Origin of the sequence: Ruminiclostridium cellobioparum subsp. termitidis CT1112 (genome assembly GCF_000350485.1) — a bacterium.
GTDB classification, from domain to species: Bacteria; Bacillota; Clostridia; order Acetivibrionales; family DSM-1351; genus Ruminiclostridium; species Ruminiclostridium termitidis.
Genome location: NZ_AORV01000051.1, coordinates 19,856 through 40,602, shown reverse-complemented (window position 1 = coordinate 40,602; position 20,747 = coordinate 19,856). Strand labels below are relative to the sequence as shown.

20 protein-coding genes are annotated in these 20,747 nt (G+C 42.7%); 16 read left to right on the top strand and 4 right to left on the bottom strand.

Features of this window, described 5'->3' with window-relative positions:
* Positions 1 to 196: 196 nt before the first annotated feature.
* Positions 197 to 949: an MBL fold metallo-hydrolase gene (locus CTER_RS18395; protein ID WP_004628057.1), complete on the bottom strand. Its 753-nt coding sequence runs from the start codon at positions 947 to 949 to the stop codon at positions 197 to 199.
* Positions 950 to 1,198: 249 nt separating this feature from the next.
* Here CTER_RS18395 and CTER_RS18390 point away from each other — a divergent pair, with 249 nt between their 5' ends.
* The gene (locus CTER_RS18390; RefSeq protein ID WP_004628076.1) at positions 1,199 to 1,612 is read left to right on the top strand and encodes an Lrp/AsnC family transcriptional regulator; all 414 of its coding nucleotides are present in this window, start codon (positions 1,199 to 1,201) and stop codon (positions 1,610 to 1,612) included.
* Between the two features lie 615 nt (positions 1,613 to 2,227).
* Positions 2,228 to 3,877, top strand: a complete 1,650-nt coding sequence (gene metG, locus CTER_RS18385) for a methionine--tRNA ligase (RefSeq protein ID WP_004628029.1) — start codon at positions 2,228 to 2,230, stop codon at positions 3,875 to 3,877.
* 28 nt (positions 3,878 to 3,905) lie between these two features.
* Here the strand turns inward: metG and CTER_RS18380 are convergent, their stop codons facing one another.
* The 3 genes from CTER_RS18380 to CTER_RS18370 all read right to left on the bottom strand — a co-directional run bounded on the left by CTER_RS18380 (position 3,906) and on the right by CTER_RS18370 (position 6,194).
* Positions 3,906 to 5,210 carry an Nramp family divalent metal transporter gene (locus CTER_RS18380; RefSeq protein ID WP_004628039.1) on the bottom strand — a complete coding sequence of 435 codons (1,305 nt, stop codon included), beginning with the start codon at positions 5,208 to 5,210 and terminating at the stop codon, positions 3,906 to 3,908.
* A gap of 186 nt (positions 5,211 to 5,396) precedes the next feature.
* Positions 5,397 to 5,579: a hypothetical protein gene (locus CTER_RS18375; protein WP_004628045.1), complete on the bottom strand. Its 183-nt coding sequence runs from the start codon at positions 5,577 to 5,579 to the stop codon at positions 5,397 to 5,399.
* Between the two features lie 129 nt (positions 5,580 to 5,708).
* Positions 5,709 to 6,194, bottom strand: a complete 486-nt coding sequence (locus tag CTER_RS18370; RefSeq protein ID WP_040761617.1) for a metal-dependent transcriptional regulator — start codon at positions 6,192 to 6,194, stop codon at positions 5,709 to 5,711.
* Between the two features lie 288 nt (positions 6,195 to 6,482).
* Here CTER_RS18370 and CTER_RS18365 point away from each other — a divergent pair, with 288 nt between their 5' ends.
* The 14 genes from CTER_RS18365 to clpX all read left to right on the top strand — a co-directional run bounded on the left by CTER_RS18365 (position 6,483) and on the right by clpX (position 20,725).
* Positions 6,483 to 7,673, top strand: coding sequence for an amidohydrolase (locus CTER_RS18365; RefSeq protein WP_004628035.1), 1,191 nt, complete (start codon positions 6,483 to 6,485; stop codon positions 7,671 to 7,673).
* Positions 7,666 to 8,124 (top strand): tRNA (adenosine(37)-N6)-threonylcarbamoyltransferase complex ATPase subunit type 1 TsaE, encoded by a 459-nt coding sequence (gene tsaE / locus CTER_RS18360; RefSeq protein WP_040761611.1) that lies wholly within the window; start codon positions 7,666 to 7,668, stop codon positions 8,122 to 8,124. The genes CTER_RS18365 and tsaE overlap by 8 nt, the downstream gene beginning before the upstream one ends.
* 65 nt (positions 8,125 to 8,189) lie before the next feature.
* Entirely contained in the window at positions 8,190 to 8,882 is a 693-nt protein-coding gene (gene tsaB / locus CTER_RS18355; protein ID WP_004628041.1) for a tRNA (adenosine(37)-N6)-threonylcarbamoyltransferase complex dimerization subunit type 1 TsaB, read from the top strand.
* A 1-nt stretch (position 8,883) separates the two neighbouring features.
* Positions 8,884 to 9,339: a ribosomal protein S18-alanine N-acetyltransferase gene (rimI, locus tag CTER_RS18350; RefSeq protein WP_004628080.1), complete on the top strand. Its 456-nt coding sequence runs from the start codon at positions 8,884 to 8,886 to the stop codon at positions 9,337 to 9,339.
* 108 nt (positions 9,340 to 9,447) lie between these two features.
* Positions 9,448 to 11,850, top strand: coding sequence for an ATP-binding protein (locus CTER_RS18345; RefSeq protein ID WP_004628032.1), 2,403 nt, complete (start codon positions 9,448 to 9,450; stop codon positions 11,848 to 11,850).
* A gap of 94 nt (positions 11,851 to 11,944) precedes the next feature.
* Complete coding sequence (locus CTER_RS18340) at positions 11,945 to 12,496, top strand: RNA polymerase sigma factor (RefSeq protein WP_242835013.1); 552 nt, start codon at positions 11,945 to 11,947, stop codon at positions 12,494 to 12,496.
* Entirely contained in the window at positions 12,493 to 13,056 is a 564-nt protein-coding gene (locus CTER_RS18335) for an anti-sigma factor family protein (RefSeq protein ID WP_004628050.1), read from the top strand. The genes CTER_RS18340 and CTER_RS18335 overlap by 4 nt, the downstream gene beginning before the upstream one ends.
* On the top strand, positions 13,053 to 13,970 hold the full coding sequence (locus CTER_RS18330) for a hypothetical protein (RefSeq protein ID WP_004628066.1): 918 nt from the start codon (positions 13,053 to 13,055) through the stop codon (positions 13,968 to 13,970). Before CTER_RS18335 ends, CTER_RS18330 begins: the two co-directional genes overlap by 4 nt.
* Before the next feature lie 152 nt (positions 13,971 to 14,122).
* Positions 14,123 to 14,380, top strand: a complete 258-nt coding sequence (locus CTER_RS18325; protein ID WP_004628079.1) for an HPr family phosphocarrier protein — start codon at positions 14,123 to 14,125, stop codon at positions 14,378 to 14,380.
* 175 nt (positions 14,381 to 14,555) lie between these two features.
* Positions 14,556 to 16,400: an excinuclease ABC subunit UvrC gene (gene uvrC, locus CTER_RS18320; protein ID WP_004628062.1), complete on the top strand. Its 1,845-nt coding sequence runs from the start codon at positions 14,556 to 14,558 to the stop codon at positions 16,398 to 16,400.
* A 12-nt stretch (positions 16,401 to 16,412) separates the two neighbouring features.
* Positions 16,413 to 17,162: a metallophosphoesterase gene (locus CTER_RS18315; protein WP_004628093.1), complete on the top strand. Its 750-nt coding sequence runs from the start codon at positions 16,413 to 16,415 to the stop codon at positions 17,160 to 17,162.
* 130 nt (positions 17,163 to 17,292) lie between these two features.
* Positions 17,293 to 18,582 (top strand): trigger factor, encoded by a 1,290-nt coding sequence (tig, locus tag CTER_RS18310; protein WP_004628058.1) that lies wholly within the window; start codon positions 17,293 to 17,295, stop codon positions 18,580 to 18,582.
* Positions 18,583 to 18,831: 249 nt separating this feature from the next.
* Positions 18,832 to 19,413 carry an ATP-dependent Clp endopeptidase proteolytic subunit ClpP gene (clpP, locus tag CTER_RS18305; protein ID WP_004628053.1) on the top strand — a complete coding sequence of 194 codons (582 nt, stop codon included), beginning with the start codon at positions 18,832 to 18,834 and terminating at the stop codon, positions 19,411 to 19,413.
* Between the two features lie 16 nt (positions 19,414 to 19,429).
* Complete coding sequence (clpX, locus tag CTER_RS18300) at positions 19,430 to 20,725, top strand: ATP-dependent Clp protease ATP-binding subunit ClpX (protein ID WP_004628056.1); 1,296 nt, start codon at positions 19,430 to 19,432, stop codon at positions 20,723 to 20,725.
* Positions 20,726 to 20,747: the final 22 nt, after the last annotated feature.

Here is a 20,747-nt window from a genome sequence, read left to right as displayed (position 1 = left end):
ATAAGCATAACAAGAATTACAAACTTACAGGAATCATACTGAGAAATTAATGAATTATATTATCAAGTCCGGTAAAAAAAGTGATATTCAGGTACGTCGGAAGGCAGCTGATGAACCGCAATGTTGAGAAAATCCGTAATCTTTAAGCTAAATGCCTGTTGAAGCATATTTAGTTGTATTGTCTTTTCATATGAAATCACAGGGCTATTTCCTCTCCGTCCCGGGGTATAAATATCCTATCCTGCATATTATTTTCCAAAACATATCTGCCCAGGTCCTTTCTTGTGAGTATGCAGTGATTCCAGCTTTCCATGTGGACCGCGATTATTCTGGAGGCGGGGGAATGCCGGTATATTGCGGCAATATCTTCAATTCCCATGGTAATGGGTCTTCCGCAGGAGAAGGTGGCTTCTCCTGCGTTACATATAACTATATCGGGCTTATACCTGTCCAGTACCTTCCTTGTTGCCGAATAAAATACGCTGTCGCCGGTAATATAAACGGCAGGCTCCCCGGTGGCGCTTATCACGAAGCCCGACACAGGTGCAAACATAAGGGCAGCTGCTCCGTGGCCGTGCCGGGCAGGAGTTCTGGCAATGCGTATTCCTTCCCAGTTGATGTGCCGGCATATGGCAGTAACATTTTCAAACCCGTAATTCAGTAATTTATCCCTGTCCCGGGGCTGACAGAAAATCTGCTTATCTCGGGGCAGCAATCTGGCAGCCGCTTCATCAAAATGGTCCCTGTGGGTATGGGTGATCAACACGGCATCGCAAGCTGTCAGCATTTCCCCGGAAACAGGAAGCTCCACCAGAGGATTCCTGTTTTGACTTTCAGCCGGTTTTGCAGGTTCCATACTTCCCTTATCTGAAAAAACAGGATCAACCAGCAGCTTCCTCTTATTTATTCCAAGTATTATTGTGGCATGGCGCACAAGTCTAAAATACATATATTTATCAGCCTTTCGATATGATATACTTAACAAAAATATATTTAATTTGATTATATAAAATTATAATACAGGCAGCGCTTTAATGGGCCAAGAGTTGGGGCTTGCATATTTTCAAAATTCAAAATTTATTGGCGGATTTGTTGAGTTTATAAAGGCCAATTAACCTCCTTTATTCGCCACATTGCGATAAAGGATAATTACTTGCATAACATTTTGTGGCCACGAATGTGGCTCATGGAGGTTAATATGTTTGATGAAGTGGATATGGAAATAATTAAAATCCTGCAGAACAATTCACGAATGCAGCTGCAGGAGATTGGAAATATGGTTCATTTGACAGGACAGGCGGTCAGAAACAGAATTACACGTCTGGAAAAGCTCGGTGCCATTGAAGGCTATACTATAAAGACCAATATGGCAAAGCTTGGCCTGGGGCTGACCGCTTATATCACTGTATACATGAAAACCAACAATCATGCGGCTTTTCATAAATATATAAGAGACAACACAATGATCACAGAGGCCCACAGGGTCAGCGGAGAGGGCTGTTACAGCCTGAAGGCCGAAGTTGCAAGCCATGGGATGCTGGAGGAGCTTCTGGACGGAATACTGCAATTTGGAAACTATAAGGTCAACCTGTCCATAAGCAGGATAAAGTAAAGCTACGGGAGATAATATACCTGGAAGGTTCGGATAACACACTGGATTGTCCGGCCGTTAAAAAGTAATTGACAAAAAAATTGCATACGGCATATAATATATAAAAGTTTTATTGGTAAGAATATTAATAATTTTATAGTTTCATGCAAAGACTGCGAAAAGAAGAGTAAGTACCGGATACATTTACAGAGAGTCCTGCTGCTGAGAGAGGATATGGTTTGAAGATACTGAACATGGTCTTGGAGTTGCGCACCGAACACATTTAGAATGAAGCCTGCCGTCATTATGAGGGCTGTGGGGATTTCGTGCCAGGCTGCGACGGTTTCGCCCGTTATAGCGATAGAGTATAAGGTAACAGGTCTTGCCCGGCAATTTCCGGGGCAGGAATTTGACCCGTACTCGATGAGGTTCCTGCCGTGAGGCCGGAACAAATTTGGAGTGGTAACGCGAAGTCATACTCTCGTCTCCGAAAATAATATTTTCGGAGGTGGGAGTTTTTTTATGCATATGAAAATATATATTTTTAAATTATGTTGAAGGAATTTGCAGATCTTATAGAACGGTTTGGGCCGCCATTGAGGCTCAAAGCCATAACAATGGCTTACGGAGGTTAACATGAATAACGGAGATTGCAGAAATATTTTGATCGGAGGCGCATGGCCTTACGCAAACGGCTCACTTCACATAGGGCGTGTCTCTGCGCTCATACCCGGAGATATTCTGGCAAGGTATCACAGGGCAATAGGAGACAGGGTTTTCTATGTATCGGGCAGTGACTGCCACGGTACGCCTGTGGCCATAAGGGCAAGGCAGGAAGGGAAAACTCCCGGGGAAATCAGCGACCATTACCACGAGGAATTCAAGGAGTGCTTTGACCGGCTTGGTTTTACCTATGATTTATACGACAAGACTTCCTCGGAAGAGCATAAAAATTTTGTAAAAGAGTTTCATAAAGCCATGTATGATGGGCGATACATCTATGAAAAGAATGTGCCTCAGGCATATTGCAGCACCTGTAAGAGTTTTCTGGCCGACAGGTTTGTTGAGGGCATATGCCCCGAGTGCCGGCAGGAGGCCAGAGGGGATCAGTGCGATGCCTGCGGAAAGCTGCTGGAACCTGAACTGCTCGAAAATCCCAGATGCTCGGTATGCGGGACAACTCCCGAGTTCAGGGAGAGCAGACACCTTTATATAGCACTTTCCTGGCTGGAGGAGGAAATCAATGCATATATAGGCAGCCATCCCGACTGGAGAAAAAATGCCCTGGCATTCTCAAAGAAATATATCAATGAAGGCCTGAGGGACAGAGCCATTACAAGGGATTTAGACTGGGGGATAGATGTCCCCAATCCGGATTTTAAAAACAAGAAAATCTATATCTGGGCCGAAAATGTTCTGGGCTACCTGTCAGGCAGCTATCAGACGGCCCTGAAAAGGGGTGACGACTTTAATGAATTGTGGTTTGGGAATAATACAAAACACTACTATGTACATGGCAAAGACAACATACCCTTTCACTCCATCATACTTCCTGGTCTGCTGCTGGCAAACGGCGAAGGCTGGCATTTGCCCGATGAAATTGTATCCTGTGAATATCTTACCCTGGAGGGCAGAAAAATCTCCACCAGCAAAAATTATGCCGTATGGGTCAGGGAGATGCTGGACAGTTTCGACCCCGATTCCATAAGATATTTTCTGATTACAAACGGGCCTGAAAAAAGAGACACCGATTTTACCTGGAGGGAGTTTGTAAACAGTCATAACGGGGAATTGCTGGGGGCGTACGGAAACTTTGCAAACAGGAATCTGGCATTCATAACGAAATATTACGGCGGTGCAGTGCCGGAAGGTATCCTGGATACTGAAATCTCTGCAAATCTTAATGCTTTGTTCGCGGCCACGGGAAAAAGGATTGAAAAGGGAGCCTTTAAGGAAGCCCTGGACGGAATATTTGAATTCGTGAGGTGGTCAAATAAATATTTTGATTCTCAGAAGCCATGGGAGACAAGGACTGCCGCTCCCCGGAAATGTGAGGATACACTTTTCAACTGTGTGCAGCTCATAGCAAACCTGGCAGTTCTCTTAAAACCCTTTCTTCCTTTTTCCTCGGAGAAGGTGCAGGGGTGGCTGGGATTAAACGATCTCTGGAAACCGCAATTTGTAGCCTCCGGCTATTCCTTGCCCGAAACGGGAATTTTATTTGAAAGAATTGATAAAAGCCGTGCGGACGAGGAATTGGAAAAACTGAAGGTACTTATAGGCTGATTGGCAAAAGGACACTTATCCCGGCTGTTCAGATCCCGCCGCCGAAGGTGAGGACCAGCAGGACTACGTTGGCTGCAATTATTATGCCAGCAATGATCCAGCCTGCTATATTGGTTATTGATTTATTAACCAGGGAACCCATCAAATCCTTGCGTCTTGTTATCAAAAGCATTGGAATAATTGCAGCCGGGAGTATGAAACTCAGCACTACCTGGCTGAATACCAGTGCCTGCATGGGGTTGATCCCCAGAATAATTATCAGCATGGCCGGCAGCATGGTCACCAGCCTTGTTATGTTATCACTTATTTTAAGTCCTACAAAGCCCTGCATTATGGTTGTGCCGGCCATGGTCCCCACTACCGAAGAAGACAGTCCCGAAGCGATGAGAGCCAGCCCGAAAGCTCCGCTTGAAGCGGCTCCCAGCAGAGGAGCCAGGGATTGGTGTGCCTGCTCTATGGTTTCGACAGCCATTCCGTTTTTATAAAATACGGCTGCCGAAACTATCACCATTGCGGCATTTATGACAAAGGCTATATTCATGGCTATGGTTATATCTATCCTTTCCATCTTCAAATGCTTTTTCTTCTGCTGCTCGGTCAGGTTTTCGTTTCTCTGCTGCACCAGCTGCGAGTGCAGGTATATGACATGGGGCATGACGGTGGCGCCCAGCATGCCAACGGCAATCATCACAGCTTCACCGTTGGGCAGTGACGGCATCAACACATGAAGACCTGCCTGTGCCCAATCAGGTTTTGCCAGAAACAGCTCAAGAGTATATGCTACGCAAATCACAGCCACCAATACGGATATAACTGCTTCCAGTACTCTTTGGCCGTATTTGCCCAGGTAGACTATAAAAAAGGTCAGGAAAGCTGTTATGAGACCAGCCCAGGCCATGGGAATACGAAAAAGCAGATAAAGGCCAAGGGTACAGCCAAGAAATTCGGCAAGATTGGTTGCCATGGCTGCTATTTCGGCAACAACCCAGAAGCCCCAGTTGGCCTTCCTGGAAAATACTTTTCCGCACATCTGGGGAAGGTTATAGCCTGTTGCAATACCAAGTTTCGCAGAAAGTGACTGCAAAAAGATGGCCATAAGATTGCTCCATAGAATGACCCACACAAGATTATAATTAAACTTTGACCCGCCGCTGATATTTGTGGCAAAGTTTCCGGGGTCTACATAAGCTACACTTACAATAAAGGCAGGACCCAGAAATTTCAGCAGTGTTTGCACCTTGGAAAAGGGTTGGGCCTTTCTGGTGAATATTTTTTCAAAACCCAAAGAATCAGTCTGTGATCCGGCTGCGGGTATGTAACTTTCGTCCAGCATTTCAGCACCTCAAAGTATGTTTACGGCAAGCTAATAACTTTAGCTTAGACTAATTTCGTTTACCTAATCTAAAATATGTGCTGAATGAAGGAAGTGTTACATAATGATATCAGAAAAAATTGCGGCAGCAAAAAAAGCCGCCTGTTTTATACAGCCGGCTGAAAAATACTCATTAAGCCATGGATATCAGGCGACAATTTCAATATCTTCCTTCTTTTCCTGCTTCGACAGGTAATCCTGATAACTCATATCCCGGCAGGGATAATATTTCATATCCGACGGGTTTTTTACAAATAAATGATCGGTGAAAAGACAAACCTTTTTTCCTTTTTCCTGGGAATAGTAATCGCATAAACTGCATTCCAACATTGGGCACACCTCCAAAAACTAAATCGTTAACAACCTACCACTAATTATAAAATTGCTGCGGCTGTTAACAATGCTTTTGTTTTTGTGCCCGGGATGAATATTTTTGCGGCAGTATTATTAATACGGTTTTTATGTGTGTTCGGAATTAAGCTTTATGAATTCGCTCAATTTCCTGCAGATTTCGGGATTGTTTATCAGAAACTTATTAAAGAGACCGATTTTGCTCAGGGTTGTCAGCGATACGTAATGTTCTATTAATTCCGTTTCGGTCAGTATATCCTCGGATACTCCCAGGTTGTTAAGGAATTCCTGAATAGTATTGTGCCGCTCCAAAAGAAACTTACCTATTTCACGTCCGTTTTCGGTAAGAAATATTATGCCGTATTTTTTATAATCCAGCAGTCCCAATTTACTCAGCTTTTGAACCATTTTTGTTGCTGATGGAGCGGCAACATTTAAGAGCTCTGAAAGGGTATTGACTCTCATATAGCCTTCCACAAGACTATTTCTGTAAATCATCTCAAGGTAGTCCTCCATAGCGGAAGTGAGGAGATTCTTGTTCTGTGAAAGGAGCTGGTAACCGCGCACAGTATGAAATTTTGAGATTTCTTCCACCATCGATCACTATCCTTTTTTTGCAGAGTTCCCATAATAAATATATTCAAAATCCCGGGAGATATAACTTGCATATGGCAATAAGCCATATTAAATTAACGCGTACAATTTCAATTGGTACAGCGCGGCAATTTAACCTGATAGCCACACAATGCAAGACTTGAAATTGTGTTTGCTTCTATAATATAATAAAATTAATTATGCTGGAAAGCAGAAGGGAATATATGGTACATGTAGTCCTGTCACTTGAAGGACATTTAAAAAAAAATCAGAATAAACGGGGGAAATATGCTTTTAATATATAATGGAAAAATAATGACCATGATAGATACGGAATATGACAATGGATATATTTTATGCGATAAAGATAAAATAATAGCTGTAGGCAATGATATTAAGGAAGTTGATGGACTTTTAACTGCTGAGGTGAACAAAATTGACTGCAGAGGAGGCTATGTGCTTCCGGGCTTCATAGACGCTCACAGCCATATCGGAATGTGGGAGGATGCCGTGGGCTTTGAAGGTGATGACGGTAACGAATCCACAGACCCTGTCACACCTCAGCTGAGGGCCATCGATGCTGTTTATCATGCCGACAGGGCTTTTGTAGAAGCCTATGAGGGGGGAGTTACCTCTGTTGTGACCGGCCCGGGGAGTGCAAATGTAATAGGCGGCCAGTTTGCTGCCATCAAAACCTTTGGACGCAGTGTGGATGAGATGATAATAAAGCAGCCCGTTGCCATGAAGGTCGCTTTCGGAGAAAACCCGAAGACGGTTTATAATGAAAAACACCAGTCACCTATGACGAGGATGGCAACAGCCGCAATTTTAAGAGAAAACCTCTTCAAGGCAAAGGAATATAAGGAACTCTGGGAGGAATACAAAAAAAATACCGCAGAACTGGATAAACCTGAATTTGATTTCAAACTTGAAGCCCTGGTTCAGGTGCTCAATGGCGAAATACCGCTCAAAGCCCATGCACACAGGGCTGATGACATTATTACCGCTATGAGGATTGCAAAAGAATTCAATTTGAATATTACCCTTGATCACTGTACCGAAGGTTATCTCATTAAGGATATTCTTGCAGAGGCCGGCCTGCCTGTTATTGTTGGCCCGATGCTGACTGACAGGTCAAAGATCGAACTTAGAAATCAGAACCTTAAAAATCCGGGCATACTATCAAAGTATGGTGTAAAAGTTGCCATAATGACCGACCATCCGTGTGTTCCGGTTCAGCATCTATGCATGTGTGCATCTCTTGCTGTAAAAGAGGGCATGGAACCGAAGGAAGCGCTTAAGGCCATTACAATCAACGCCGCCGAAATAGTGGGAATCGCTGACAGGGTAGGATCTCTTGAAAAAGGGAAGGATGCCGATATAGTCATTTATGACGGGAATCCCCTGGAAATGATGACAAAGGTTCAGAAAACCATAATAAACGGAACAGTGGTATATGAAAGGGTTCGCAATGATTAATACCGAAACGCATTCTTTCGAAGAAACCGTAGAGTTGGGAAAAAAATTCGGAAGGATACTTAAACCCGGTGACGTAGTTTGTCTGTCCGGGGATTTAGGCACGGGAAAAACGGCATTTACAAACGGAATAGCAAAAGAACTCGGCATAGATTCCTATATAACAAGCCCAACCTTCACATTGGTTAACGAATATCAGGGAAAGTATCCCCTGTACCACTTTGACGTATATAGAATAGCTGATCCCGAGGAGATGTTTGATATCGGCTTTGAGGAGTACCTGAATGGAGAAGGGATCACCATTATAGAGTGGGGGGAATTGATATGGCCCATACTGCCCTCTGATATAATCAGGGTGAATATCGGAAAAAATCCCGGCAAGGGCCTGGATACCAGAGAGATCTCCATAGACTTTATCGGGGGTAAGTATTCCGGGTATGAACTGAAAATCTAAAAAACTGTTGGAAATTTACAGGGCCTGTCCGGCGGACCCTGCTCATATGGGATATGGAGGATTTAATGAAAATTCTAGCTTTGGACACATCAACAAATGCAGCTACTGCGGCAATACTTGAAGATGGCATAATAATAGGTGAATACAGCTGCAATAAGGGAAAGACCCATTCGCAGAGGCTGATGCCCATGATACAGAGCCTTCTTGACGCTGTTGGTTCAAGTGCCCGGGACATGGATGCCTTTGCAGCTTCCATCGGCCCCGGCTCCTTTACAGGTCTCCGCATAGGCGTCACCACGGTCAAAGCTATGGCTTTTGCAGCCCAAAAGCCTGTCATAAGCGTGTATACCCTGGATGCCCTGGCATATAATCTGGCAGCCTCAAAAGCCATAATCTGTCCTGTTATCGACGCCAGAAACGATCAGGTATTTACGTCTGTATATAAATTTTCTGGAGACAGACTGGAAAGGCTCACAGACTACCTTGGAATACATATTAATGAATTAGCGGATATTTTAGTGGCTATGGAAGGTGATGTGATTTTTCCGGGAGATGCCGCCTTCATGCATGAGGCTTTCTTCAGGGAAAGGCTGGGCAAGAGGGCTTCGGCAGCACCGCCCCATACAGTTCTTGCCAGAGCTTCATCAGTTGCCTTACTTGCAAAACAGGCTTTTGAAGAAGGCCTTTATGAGAACTGCTACGACATGAAGCCCTTCTATTTGAGAAAGTCACAGGCTGAAAGGGAGAAGGGTCAATAGAATGGTTAATAATATCGAAGTGGTTCAAATGACCCCGGAACATTTGGACGGTGTAATGATCATTGAGAACCTGAGCTTTAAGATACCCTGGTCCAGAAATGCCTTTATGGATGAACTTTCCACCAACCAGATGGCATTATATGTTGTGGCTGTTTCAGGCAGTGAGGTCATAGGTTACGGCGGTCTGTGGAGGATACTTGACGAGGGGCATATTACCAACATTGCAGTACATCCGGAATTCAGACGCTGCGGCGCAGGCTCGCGTATTCTGGATAAACTTTTGGAAATTTGTGACATCAACGGGATCAGAAGTCTTACTCTGGAAGTGAGAAAAAGCAACCTTCCTGCCCAGAAGCTATATGAGAAATACGGCTTTAAAGCCGAGGGGCTCCGAAAGGGCTATTACTCCGACACGGGGGAAGATGCCCTGATTATGTGGAGACACACTGCCGGTTAAATTATATAATGAGCTGTTTGAGCGGTTTCACATTGAGAAGCCGCTCAAAAAATACGAATGTTTTTATAACTATATTTATGTGTGCAAAGCATACAGATGGGAGAGTGTATGAAGCCAAGGGAACTTTCTTATAAGGATTTGGATTACAGGTGCGGTGAAGCCGTTTTTCCTTTCAAGAGTACTGCGGAACTGGGTACTTTTGAGGGGATAATAGGTCAGGAGAGAGCCTCTAAAGCTATGAAATTTGGCCTCAAAATGAAAATGAGAGGCTACAACATATATATGTCGGGTCCCACGGGTACGGGAAAAACAAGTTTTGCAAAGCAGATAGTGAATGAAATGGCCTCAACAATGAGCGTTCCCGATGACTGGTGTTATATATATAACTTCACAAAGCCGAATCAGCCCATGGCGATAAAGCTTCCTGCCGGGATGGGCAAGGAATTTCAGGCTGATATGGAAGCCTTCGTAAAAGTGATCAAGCAGGAGATAGTGAATGCTTTTGACAATGATCAATACGAGAAGGAAAAGGCTGAGATCATGGAGGAGTATGAAAGTAAAAAGGATGAACTGCTGGATAAGCTCAACGAGGATGCCGAAACACATGGTTTCAAGGTAAATACAGGCACCGCCGGAATATACTTTTTGCCCATCGTGGAAGGCAAAGCCATCAGTGAAGAGGAATTTGAAAATCTGGATGATAATATCAAGGAAGAAATAAATGAGAAAACAAATATTCTCCAGCAGGACACTCTTGAAATAATAAGAAAACTCAAAAACAACGAGAAAGAAACAAAACAAAAGGTATCGGAGTGGGAAAACAAAATTGCGCTTCTGGCACTTGGAGTACAGATGAATGACCTGAAGGAGAAGTATAGGAAGTTTGATGTCATCATGGAATATCTGGATAATGTCCAGAAGGATATACTGGATAACCTTGACGACTTCCAGGAGGAAGAGGTCAGCGAGGAGCAGCCCCAATTCATCATTCCCTTTATGCAAAAGGAAGAAACTCCGGTATACAAGTACAAGGTAAACGTACTGGTGGACAACAGCAGTCTTAAGGGTGCGCCGGTTATTATAGATTTCAATCCCACCTATCCCAATCTGATAGGTAAAATAGAGTACGAAAACGAATTCGGTTCTGTCTCAACCGATTATACAAAAATCAAGCCGGGCCTGTTTCACCTGGCCAACGGCGGGTATCTCATACTTCAGGCAAAAGATGTACTGGGCAACCCCCAGGCCTATGAGGCAATAAACAGGGTACTCAAAACAAAAAAAATAAACATTGAAAATATGAAGGACCAGGCGGGGGTGGTCGCAGTGCCGGCATTGAAACCTCAGCCCATTCCGGTGGACATAAAGGTTATTCTGGTTGGGAATACTCAGATATATCAGCTTTTATACGAGTATGAAGAGGATTTCAGAAAACTGTTCAAGGTCAAGGTTGATTTTGATGAGGAGATGGAGCGCAGCGAAGAAAATATATTGAAGCTGTCAGCGTTCATCAGCGGTTTTTGCAGAAAGGAAGAAACTCTTCATTTTGACAGATCCGGCGTAGCCAGGGTTGTGGAGTACGCTTCCTGGCTTGTGGAAGATCAGAACAAGCTCACTACCAGATTCAATGATATTGTTGAAATCCTGTGTGAGGCCTGTATGTGGGCCGAGGATGACAAGGCCAGATTTGTAAAGGCAAAACATGTAAAACAGGCTATAGTCGAGAAGGCCGCCCGGTGTGACCGGGTTGACAAAAAAATGCTGGAAATGCTTGAGGACGGAACCATAATGGTGGACACCAACGGCGAAGAAATAGGCCAGATAAACGGTCTTACGGTTATGGACATGGGGGACTATTCCTTTGGGAAGCCGTCAAGAATCACCGCTTCCACCTATATTGGAGAAAGCGGTATTGTGAATGTGGAAAGGGAGGTTGATTTGAGCGGAACCTCACACAGCAAGGGAGTTCTGATACTTAGCGGGTACATAGGACAAAAATATGCACAGGATTTCCCTCTGTCACTTACCGCCAGCCTTTGTTTCGAGCAGCTGTACGGGGGGGTTGACGGAGACAGTGCTTCAAGTGCGGAATTGTATGCTATTTTGTCCAGCCTTGCAGAGGTACCGATAAAGCAGTATATTGCAGTGACGGGTTCGGTGAATCAAAAAGGAGAAATCCAGCCTGTGGGCGGTGTTTCATATAAAATAGAAGGCTTCTTTGAATTGTGCAGGCACAGGGGACTTGACGGGAAACATGGAGTAATAATACCTCACCAGAATTGCAGAAACCTTGTCCTCAATGAAGAAGTTGTTGATGCGGTACGAAAAAAACTGTTCCATATATACCCCGTTACAACAATTGACCAGGGAATACAATTGCTGACAGGGTTGGAGGCCGGGGATAAAAATACCGACGGCAGCTATAAAAAAGGAACGGTCAATTATCTGGTCAACAGCAAGCTGGAGAAGTTTGCCAAAACGGTTATGAATACTGCCGGAAGGAGAAAATAATTTCAGACAAATTTAAAATTCGAACGTAACTATTATATACTGCAACATGAGATGCATGGCATTTTTCTGTGTAAAGGGGGTGTATCGAGCTTTGGTGCTTACAGATGCAGAACTGGTATCCCGATGTATAGACGGTGATAGTAGTGCGTTTGAAGAAATAGTGATAAGATATAAAAAACTGGTTTACAGTGTTGTATATAAGATGATATCGGATAAAGAGGAAGTCAACGATGTATCTCAGGAGGTTTTTATCAGATTATACAAATCTCTTCACAAATATAATCCGGAATACAAAATGTCAACATGGATAGTAAAGATTACTTCTAACTTGTGTCTGGACACCTTAAGAAAGAAAAAACAGGATACTGTTACACTGGATGATGCCATCGGGGTTTCAAGCGATATAGATACACCTGAACAAACCTTGATAAAAAATCAAAGGTCGCAATTGATTAACAAAGCTATTAATGAATTACCTGAAAAATATAGAATACTGATAATTCTTTTTCATAACAACGGAATGTCCTATGAGGAAATGACAAAGGTATTGAATGAGCCCATGTCCATAATAAAAAACCGGCTTTACAGGGCGAGGCTCATGTTAAAGGAAAAACTTGATAGTGCAAGAAAGGAGGAGGTATTATGAAATGTAACGAATCACGGGATTATATGATGAAATTCTTCGATAAAAATATCAACGACATTGAAGAGGCCCAGTTAAAACAACATATCAAAAGCTGCACAAAGTGTTCTGAAGAATTTTCAGTCCTGAGTGAAATATTTTCTGAAATAGAGCAAGACTTGGCAATTGAGCCTCCGGAGGATTTTGAACTACAGGTTATGAGCAGGCTGGAAAGAGAAGTGGTAATGTATACCAAACCTGCCGAAAAAAATACATTTGTATATGATATTTTATTGGTTGCGGTATCCTTTATCTTTGTGATTTTATTCGGAGGGATCCTTTACGAAGCTGTAAAGTACCCGCTTGGCTTTTTTCAGAATGTACAGATTGCAACCGATCTTGCAAAGGAATTTTTCTCTGCCGCGGTTACGATGGCAAAAGGGATTGGTATTGCTGTGATGGGTGTTGCCGCATCTGTTTACAAGACTTATTATTACTTGTACATTTTACTTGGAGTCCTGCTGCTGGTCATTCAGGGAGTATTTATAAGAATGGTCAGAGAGGGTAACGGTGCGGTGCAATGAAAAAAACGATTAAACTTGTGCTGGTATTGCTCATATTCACATTATTGATTCCGGGTGTGGTGCTGGCGGCCAGGAATGATCTGACCATCAGCAACCTTATAATATTGGAAGATAAAAACATAGATGATGTAAGCTGCGGAAATGTCACTGTTGTTCTGGGTTCCACCGACATAAAGTCAAATGTGCTCGGAAGTGTGATAGTTGTATTCGGAAAAGCCAATATAAGCGGAAAAGTGAACGGTGACGTTGTTTCAGCCTTCGGTGAAGTTTATCTGAAAGGCGATACCGAGGTAATGGGAAATTTGGTTTCGCTGGGGAAGCTTGAAAAAGACAGTGATGTAAAAATCAGAGGAACCAAAGTCTCAATGAACTTCGACTTTATCTCAATGTTCAAATCAAACGGAATATTGATCAATGCACTTATAGCAGGCTCAGTGTTCACACTTGTGGCAGGTCTTATATTGATAACCATATTTGCCGCCAGATTCAGAGTAATGTCATATTCGCTGAATAACGCCCTGCCCAGGCGGATGGTGCTGGGAGCACTGGTTGTAGTGAGTCTCACCATAGTCCTTGCATTCCTCATTTTCCTGCTGGTGGCTCCTGTTTTATACCTTTTGTTTATACTACTGGCCGATATTATCGGCAGCATATACCTTGGAACGGTTATATTCAAAAACAATTATGACAGATCTGCCATTTACATTGAGTTCTTTGTGGGACACATACTCATCAGCATTATAAAAATAGTGCCTTTGATATTTATCCCTTCAGGTTCCTATACGGCACTGATGATTTATGGGATATGTTATGTTGTAGTTCAATTGTCCCTTTCTTCCTTTGGTATCGGAACGGTGATAGATACCGGTTTTGGCAAGAACACGGAGCTTTTAAGGAAAAGCGGCAAGGTGTGATCGGTAAAAATTTTTTATTTGAAAATTGATCAGGCAAACAGCACAATGTGTTAATTTATTTCCCCCGCAATTTAAAGTTTGATTTGTTTGGCTTTTATTTGGTATAATACTATATATACAGTTGTCAAGATAAATAGACGGGGGAGCGAAAGATGATTTCAAATAAAGTCGTTATAAATTGTCCATCAGGTTTGGATTCAAAAGCAGCAGCATTGCTTGTACAAAAGGTATCAAAATACAGCTCAAACATCTGGCTCGAAAAGGGAGAGAGAAGAGCCAATGCGAAAAGTCTACTCGGCTTGCTTTCATTAGGAGTTGAAAGACAGGCAACAATAACAGTTATCACTGATGGGGAAGATGAAGAAAAGGCCTCCAGAGAGATTTCGGAATATTTCTCCACTGGATTTTAATTAATTTGTAATCTAGACTATATTTAAATATGCAACATAAACAGTTGTGGCTTTTGCGAACCTGTGAGTTCGCACAAACCACTTTTTGTTTATGTTAAGGAATTTGACAAGGTGTAAAACGCAGGTGTTTTAATTACTATTTTCCGGCGTGCACGGCACGTAGATGGGGACCAGGATGTTTGACATACAGGAAGAATTAAAAAAATTGCCCGACAAACCGGGTGTATATATAATGAAGGATGTTAATGGGATTGTTATATATGTAGGAAAGGCTGTGGTACTCAAAAACCGGGTAAGACAGTATTTCCAGAATTCCGCAAACCATCCTCCCAAAGTTTGTGCAATGGTTTCAAGAATTCATGAATTTGAGTATATTGTCACCGATACCGAAGTTGAAGCCCTGATGCTGGAATGCAATCTTATAAAGAAATACAAACCCAAATATAATATACTTCTCAAGGATGACAAGCATTACCCGTATATCAAGGTCACAATGAACGAACAGTACCCGCGTATTTTAAAAACGCGAAGGGTGGAAAAGGACGGTGCAAAATACTTCGGGCCGTATTCCAGTGCGTTTGCGGTCAATGATGCCATTGACACAATCAAAAAGCTTTTTCCCATAAAAACCTGCAACAGGAATCTTCCAAGGGATATAGGAAAATTCAGGCCCTGTCTGAACTATCACATCAGGCAGTGTCTGGGTCCCTGCCAGGGCGAGGTGAACAGGGAAGAATACAGGAATATGATGAAAAAGATTTGTTCCTTTCTGGGCGGCCAGTACGATGAGATCCTGAACGATCTCAAGGGCCAGATGGAGACTGCCGCGCAAAACCTGGAGTTTGAAAAGGCGGCACAGCTGAGAAACAAGATCAACAGCATCGTCCAGCTCTCAGAAGCGCAGAAGGTACTGTCGGCAGACGGACAGGACAGGGATATCATCGGCTTTGCGCAGAATGCTACCGACCTGTGTATTCAGGTATTTTTTGTGAGGAACGGCAGAGTGGTGGGAAGAGAGCATTTTGTTTTTGAAGGAGAGGGAAATGAGGATGTGAGATACTCTCTTTCAACCTTTATAAAGCAGTTTTACAATACGGTGCAGTTTGTGCCTTCAGAGATAGTTATACCGCAGGAAATAGAGGACAGCGGTATCATAGAGCAATGGCTTACCGGAAAGAGGGGCTTTAAAGTAAGTCTGAGGGTTCCTCAGAGGGGCGAACTTGTAAAATTTGTAAAAATGGTTGTACAAAACGCAGAAATATCTCTTAAATTGTATGGTGAGCGTCTCAGGCGGGAAGGCTCTATTCATGAGGAGGGCTTGAAGGAACTCACAAAAGCTCTCAGGCTTGAATGCATTCCCGACAGGATAGAATCCTATGATATATCCAATACGGGTTCTTCGGAAATAGTTGCATCAATGGTGGTGTTTGAAAACGGCAGGCCCGCAAGGGATGAGTACAGAAAATTCAAAATGAAGTCTGTTGAGGAACAGAACGATTATGCAAGTATGCAGGAAACTCTGTACAGAAGACTGTCACGGGCCAGAAGAGAGTCCGAGGGAGAGGATGGGCAGGCCAAATTTTCAAAGCTGCCCGACCTTATTCTGGTGGACGGAGGACTTGCCCATGTCAATGCCGCACAGCAGATAGCCGATGAACTGGGTTTTGATCTGGTTATAGCAGGTATGGCCAAGGATGACCGCCACAGAACCAGGGCTCTGGTATACAAGGGCAGTGAGTATGAACTGTCCTCAAACATGCCCATGCTGAGGCTGATTACCGAGATTCAGGATGAAACACACAGGGTAGCCGTACAATACAACAGAAAGCTGAGGGAGAAGAGATACACACATTCCGAGCTGGATGATATTGAAGGCATAGGAGATACAAGGAAAAAGGCGCTTATAAGACATTTTAAATCCCTGGCTGCGGTTAAAAAAGCTGAAATATCCCAGCTGCTTGAAGTGGATGGAATAAATCAAAAGGTGGCCGGAAAAATTTATGAGTATTTCAGGAAGTAGGTACAAAATTTTATGTCAGTCTTTGCAATAGCCGATCTACACCTGGCTCTGGGAATAGATAAACCCATGGATGTATTCGGGGGCAGATGGTCAAATTATATGGAGAAACTTAAAAACAACTGGCTGGAAACTGTCAGGGAATCCGATACCGTCATAATTCCGGGTGATATATCCTGGGCTACATATATTGAGAATGCCTATGAGGATTTCAAATATATAGATGTCCTGCCGGGGAAAAAAATTATTTCCAAAGGAAATCACGATTATTGGTGGACAACCAGTTCAAAATTGAATAAATATCTGATGGAGAACAAGTTTGAAACCATATTCTTCATGCATAACAATGCTTTTGTAGCTGAAAATTTTGCCGTTTGCGGTACAAGGGGCTGGAAATGTCCAGGAGAAGATGATTTTAAAAAGGATGATGAAAAAATCTATTTAAGGGAAATCGAACGTCTGGAGCTTTCCATAAAGGCTTCCATGGGTCTGGAGTATTCGGAAAGGCTGGTTTTTATGCACTACCCGCCGGTAACTGCCAAAAGTCAGACATCGGGTTTTATGGAGGTCATGAAAAAACACGGTATAACCAGATGCTTTTACGGACACCTTCATGGAGAAGGTATTAAAGGTGCCGTAGAAGGAGATTATGAAGGTGTTGTCCTGAAATTGATATCTGCCGATTATTTGAATTTTGTACCCATGATGGTAAATAGTCAGCAGGCAGTTGACAGGACATTGATGTCGGGGTATATTGATTCTTGAAATATGTGAACAATATGATATAATTGAATGGTTAATTTTTAAACCAGTAGTTTTTTGTGCGAAAAAACAAGCATACAAGCTGAATGTATAAAATTATACAAAACTAAATACCGGGAGGAAGTTTACGAAAATGAAAGTTAACAAAATGGAAGATGTTGAAAAGAACGTTGTACAACTTGAGATTCAAGTTGATGCAGCTAAATTTGAAGAAGGTATGCAGCAGTCCTTCAAGAAGAACGCATCAAAGTTTAACGTACCAGGTTTTAGAAAGGGCAAGGCTCCGAGAAATATAGTTGAACGTTACTACGGAGAGCAGGCATTATATGACGACGCAATCAACATAGTCTGCTCCGAAGCATATGACCAGGCTGTGGAAGAAAAGCAGCTGGAGCCCGTAGACAGACCTGAAATTGACATAGTGCAGATCGGAAGCAACCAGGATCTTATATTCACTGCAAAAATTACCCTCAAGCCAGAGGTTGAGTTAGGCGCATACATGGGTGTAGAGGTTACCAGGGCTGATGCTACCGTAACCGAAGACGATGTTGAAAACGAATTCAATAAGGTAGTGGAAAAGAATTCACGTCTGGTAACTGTTACCGACAGACCTGTTCAATCAGGGGACACTGCTGTTATCGACTTTGAAGGCTTTATTGATTCAGTGCCTTTTGAAGGCGGAAAAGGAACGGACTACAGTCTTGTAATAGGTTCGGGCTCATTTATTCCAGGTTTTGAAGATCAGCTGATCGGCAAGAATGCAGGAGAAGAAGCAGAGGTTAATGTCAGCTTCCCGGAAGATTACGGCAAGGAAGAATTGAGCGGAAAGCCCACATTGTTCAAAGTGACGGTTAAGGAAATAAAAGTAAAAGAATTGCCTGCCGTTGATGATGAATTTGCAAAGGATATAAGCGAATTTGACACTCTTGAAGAATATAAAAAGGATTTGAGAAATAAATTAGAAGAGACTGCTAAACACAAGGCAGAACATGAAAATGAAGAAAGTGTCATCCAGAAGGTAGCAGAGAACGCAACTGTGGAAATACCAAGGGTTATGGTAGAAAAACAAATAGATTCCATGGCCAGGGACTTCGATATGAGACTCCGTTACCAGGGACTTGATTTACAGAGATACCTCGATATGATGGGAATGGATTTTGAAGCCTTCAGAGGTCAGTTCTCAGCAAGAGCTGAAAACGAAGTAAAAGTACAGCTTGTAGTTGAAAAGATAGCACAGATTGAAAATGTACAGGTGTCCGAGGATGAAATTGACGAAGATATTGCAAAAGCTGCCGAAGCATACAAGCAGCCGGCCGAAGATTTGAAAAAATCCTTGAGGCCTGAGGATATGGAATACATTAAGAAAGATGTTGCTTTCAGAAAGACTATCAAGTTATTGGTAGAAAACGCAAAGCTGGCTTAATCAGCCGGCTTTATGCCTTCTCCGTCAACAGCCGTACATTTATGTGAAAATAGCGGTTGGACATTGTCGGAAATGGGTAACAATATATAAGGGTAACTAAATGGTATCGTGTATTCAGGTAATTAAAAAAATTTGATTGACATTGGGTATCATGAACAAGGAACGGTTATAAATCATAATCTGTTTTAGCGGGATATATTTTTAACCGTTGCAATAAAAATAACATATATTAATAAGGGAGGTATGGTCATGAGTTTAGTACCTATGGTTGTTGAACAGACTAATCGTGGTGAGAGGTCTTATGATATTTTTTCCAGACTGTTAAATGATAGAATTATTGTGTTGAGCGATGAGGTTAATGATGTTACTGCAAGCCTGGTTGTTGCACAGATGCTTTACCTGGAAGCCCAGGATCCCGACAAGGATATACAGTTTTATATAAACAGCCCCGGAGGAGCTGTACATTCCGGTTTTGCAATATATGATACCATGCAGTATGTTAAATGCGATGTATCAACCATATGCATGGGTATGGCTGCAAGTATGGGTGCATTCCTGCTGGCTGCCGGAGCAAAGGGTAAGAGATTTGCACTTCCCAACAGTGAAATCATGATTCACCAGCCTCTTGGCGGTGCAAAAGGTCAGGCTACTGACATCAAGATCCATGCTGAAAATATATTGAAAACCAAGGATAAATTAAATAGAATTTTAAGCGACAGAACAGGTCAACCTCTGGATAAGATCGAAAAAGATACCGACAGAGATTATTTTATGTCTGCAGAGGAAGCAAAGGCCTACGGACTCGTTGACGACATTATGGTTAGAAGATAATAGTTGAGGTGCAATGATGACCAGATATGATGAGAAGAAGCAGTTAAAATGCTCTTTTTGCGGTAAGTCTCAAGAGCAGGTAAAAAGACTGGTTGCAGGTCCTGGAGTTTATATTTGCGACGAATGTATTGAATTATGCTCTGAGATTATAGAAGAGGAATTTGAAGATACCAAAATAGATGCTGAAATTAATGAAATACCAAAACCAAAAGAGATCAGAGAGATCCTTGACCAGTATGTCATAGGTCAGGAGGCTGCAAAGAGATCCCTTTCGGTAGCTGTTTACAATCACTACAAGAGAATAAACAGCGATTTAAAGTCCTCTGATATTGAACTACAGAAGAGCAATATCGTGATGCTGGGGCCTACAGGCAGCGGTAAAACTTTTCTGGCACAGACTCTTGCAAAAATACTGAATGTCCCCTTTGCTATCGCAGATGCTACTTCTCTCACAGAAGCAGGTTATGTAGGAGAGGATGTTGAAAATATCCTTTTAAGATTGATACAGGCTGCCGATTACGATATAGAAAAGGCTGAAAAGGGCATTATCTATATTGATGAAATAGATAAGATAGCCCGTAAATCTGAAAATCCTTCCATAACCAGAGATGTCAGCGGTGAAGGAGTACAACAGGCATTACTTAAAATATTGGAAGGTACGTTGGCTTCCGTTCCCCCCCAGGGAGGAAGAAAACATCCTCATCAGGAATTCATTCAAATTGATACCACAAACATATTATTCATATGCGGCGGTGCATTTGATGGAATTGACAAGATAATTCAGAACAGGATAGGCAAAAAGTCACTTGGCTTTGGAGCTAAAATTGAAAGCAACAAGGACAGGGATGTGGGAGAGCTCCTGAAGGAAATACTTCCCCAGGACCTGCTGAAATTCGGGCTTATTCCCGAATTCGTGGGAAGACTTCCCATAGTGGTCACACTGCAGTCTCTGGATAAGAAAGCTTTGGTGCAGATACTTACCGAGCCAAAGAACGCACTGGTAAAACAATACCAGAAGCTGCTTGAAATGGACGATGTGCTGCTGGAGATCCAGGAGGATGCCCTTGAACTGATCGCACAAAAGGCAATAGCCAGAAATACCGGTGCCAGGGGGCTTCGTGCCATATTGGAAGAAATAATGCTCGGAGTGATGTACGATATACCGTCCATGAACAATGTTGAGAAATGTATTATCAGCAAGGCGGTCATTGAGGATAATTCCCAGCCTGAGCTCGTATTGAACGAGAACCGTAAATCTTTAAAAAAGCCAGGTTCCAAGAAGGCAAGAGTAAAAAAGGAATCTGTATCGTAAATTAATAACAATATCATAGTAA

Bases quoted from the DNA above. Each gene is read 5' to 3' on its own strand.
- CTER_RS18395 (WP_004628057.1), bottom strand. From the start codon at position 949: ATGTATTTTAGACTTGTGCGCCATGCCACAATAATACTTGGAATAAAT.
- CTER_RS18390 (WP_004628076.1), top strand. From the start codon at position 1,199: ATGTTTGATGAAGTGGATATGGAAATAATTAAAATCCTGCAGAACAAT.
- metG (WP_004628029.1), top strand. From the start codon at position 2,228: ATGAATAACGGAGATTGCAGAAATATTTTGATCGGAGGCGCATGGCCT.
- CTER_RS18380 (WP_004628039.1), bottom strand. From the start codon at position 5,210: ATGCTGGACGAAAGTTACATACCCGCAGCCGGATCACAGACTGATTCT.
- CTER_RS18375 (WP_004628045.1), bottom strand. From the start codon at position 5,579: ATGTTGGAATGCAGTTTATGCGATTACTATTCCCAGGAAAAAGGAAAA.
- CTER_RS18365 (WP_004628035.1), top strand. From the start codon at position 6,483: ATGCTTTTAATATATAATGGAAAAATAATGACCATGATAGATACGGAA.
- tsaE (WP_040761611.1), top strand. From the start codon at position 7,666: ATGATTAATACCGAAACGCATTCTTTCGAAGAAACCGTAGAGTTGGGA.
- tsaB (WP_004628041.1), top strand. From the start codon at position 8,190: ATGAAAATTCTAGCTTTGGACACATCAACAAATGCAGCTACTGCGGCA.
- rimI (WP_004628080.1), top strand. From the start codon at position 8,884: ATGGTTAATAATATCGAAGTGGTTCAAATGACCCCGGAACATTTGGAC.
- CTER_RS18345 (WP_004628032.1), top strand. From the start codon at position 9,448: ATGAAGCCAAGGGAACTTTCTTATAAGGATTTGGATTACAGGTGCGGT.
- CTER_RS18335 (WP_004628050.1), top strand. From the start codon at position 12,493: ATGAAATGTAACGAATCACGGGATTATATGATGAAATTCTTCGATAAA.
- CTER_RS18330 (WP_004628066.1), top strand. From the start codon at position 13,053: ATGAAAAAAACGATTAAACTTGTGCTGGTATTGCTCATATTCACATTA.
- CTER_RS18325 (WP_004628079.1), top strand. From the start codon at position 14,123: ATGATTTCAAATAAAGTCGTTATAAATTGTCCATCAGGTTTGGATTCA.
- uvrC (WP_004628062.1), top strand. From the start codon at position 14,556: ATGTTTGACATACAGGAAGAATTAAAAAAATTGCCCGACAAACCGGGT.
- CTER_RS18315 (WP_004628093.1), top strand. From the start codon at position 16,413: ATGTCAGTCTTTGCAATAGCCGATCTACACCTGGCTCTGGGAATAGAT.
- tig (WP_004628058.1), top strand. From the start codon at position 17,293: ATGAAAGTTAACAAAATGGAAGATGTTGAAAAGAACGTTGTACAACTT.
- clpP (WP_004628053.1), top strand. From the start codon at position 18,832: ATGAGTTTAGTACCTATGGTTGTTGAACAGACTAATCGTGGTGAGAGG.
- clpX (WP_004628056.1), top strand. From the start codon at position 19,430: ATGACCAGATATGATGAGAAGAAGCAGTTAAAATGCTCTTTTTGCGGT.